The sequence below is a fragment of the Mycobacterium sp. TH-M82 genome (assembly GCF_057473605.1).
This window is the reverse complement of record NZ_JBYCKY010000076.1, coordinates 1-1,884: the sequence shown is the minus strand read 5'-3', so window position 1 is coordinate 1,884 and position 1,884 is coordinate 1. Positions and strand designations below refer to the sequence as shown.

The 1,884-nt window shown below is 67.4% G+C and carries 2 protein-coding genes; both read left to right on the top strand.

Going from position 1 to position 1,884, the window contains the following annotated elements; genetic code table 11:
• Window positions 1-1,661: glycerol-3-phosphate 1-O-acyltransferase (locus AC2VON_RS02350; RefSeq protein ID WP_486951496.1), on the top strand; the 1,661-nt coding region annotated here is incomplete at its 5' end.
• 35 nt (window positions 1,662-1,696) lie between these two features.
• Window positions 1,697-1,884: hypothetical protein (locus AC2VON_RS02345; protein ID WP_486951495.1), on the top strand; the 188-nt coding region annotated here is incomplete at its 3' end.

Here is a 1,884-nt window from a genome sequence, read left to right as displayed (position 1 = left end):
CGGTGCTCGGCAGGCTGCTCAGCCGCGGTTTCGATCCCGACATCGACTACGACGAGTATCAGGTTGCCGCGATGCGCACCGCGCTGGCGACCCACCCTGCGGTGCTGCTGTTTTCGCACCGGTCCTACATCGACGGTGCGGTGATGCCGGTGGCGATGCAGGAGAACCGGCTGCCGCCGGTGCATGTCTTCGCCGGCATCAACCTGGCATTCGGTGTGATGGGTCCGGTGCTGCGCCGCGCCGGCGTCATCTTCATCCGGCGCAACATCGGCGATGACCCGCTGTACAAGTACGTGCTCAAGGAGTACGTCGGCTACGTCGTGGCGAAGCGATTCAACCTGAGCTGGTCGATCGAGGGCACCCGGTCGCGAACCGGAAAGATGCTGCCGCCCAAGCTCGGACTGATGAGCTACGTCGCCGACGCCTACCTGGACGGCCGCAGCGACGACATTCTGCTGCAAGGGGTTTCGATCAGCTTCGACCAACTGCACGAGACTACCGAGTACGCCGCCTACGCGCGCGGCGCCGAGAAGCGGCCCGAGGGATTGGGCTGGCTGTACAACTTCATCAAGGCTCAGGGTGAGCGCAGCTACGGCAAGATCTACGTCCGTTTCCCGGAGGCCGTCTCGATGCGTGCTTATCTCGGCCCGCCGGACGGGCCGCTTGCGGTCGACAGCGCTGCCAAGCGACTGGCGATGCAGAAGATGGCCTTCGAGGTGGCGTGGCGGATTCTGCGGGCCACCCCGGTGAATGCGACCGGTTTGGTGTCGACGCTGCTGCTGGCCACCCGCGGGTTGGCCCTCACCCTGGACCAACTGCACCACACTCTGCAGGACTCGCTGGATTATCTGGAGCGCAAACAGACCCCGATGAGCACCAGCGCGCTGCGGCTGCGCAGCCCGGACGGGGTTCGCGCGGCGGCGGACGCGTTGTCGGCCGGCCACCCGGTCACCCGTATCGACGGCGGCCGGGAGCCGGTGTGGCGGATCGCGCCCGAGGACGAGCACACCGCGGCGTTCTACCGCAACAGCGTGATCCACGCCTTCCTGGAAACCTCGATCGTCGAACTGGCCCTGGCCCATGCCGGGCACGCCGACGGTGACCGGCTGCAGGCCTTCTGGGATCAATCGATGCGGCTACGGGATCTGCTGAAATTCGATTTCTACTTCGCGGACTCGGCAGCATTCCGGCGCAACATTGCCGAGGAGCTGGACTGGCACTCCGACTGGGAAGCCCGTCTGGCCGCGGGCGACGCCGAGATCGACGCGATGTTGTTCGACAAGCGCCCCCTGATGGCCGACGCGATGCTGCGGGTGTTCTTCGAGGCATATGAGATCGTCGCCGACGTGCTGCGCGACGCTCCGGCAGAGATCGGCGAGAAGGAGCTGACCCGGCTGGCGCTTGGCGTCGGCCGGCAATACGCGGCGCAGGGCCGGGTTCGCAGTGTCGAGCCGGTGTCGGCGCTGCTGTTCGCGACCGCGCGCCAGGTCGTCGCCGATCAGCACCTTCTGGAGGCCGCGCCGGATCTGACCAAGCGCCGAATCGCGTTCCGGCGCGAGTTACAGGCCATTCTGCGCGATTTCGACCACATCGCCGAGATCGCCCGCAGGAAGTTCATCGCCCGCGAAATCGAGGCACGCCAGCTGCGGCGGGGCAGGTAGCGGGCTTATCCGGCGTGCGCCCATACCCTGGAGGTATGACGGTCGTTTCGGCTGAGGTTCGCTCCGAGCGCAGCCGGTGGGTGCGGGTGTGGCCGCTGCTCGCCGGCCTGTTAGCTGGCTCTGCACTGCTGGCCGGCTGCACCGCCGCCGGAATCGCGGCGCTGACGCTGGCCGATGCGCTGACCGCCACCGGGCTGCCCGATCCGGGGCCGGCGACCACGCT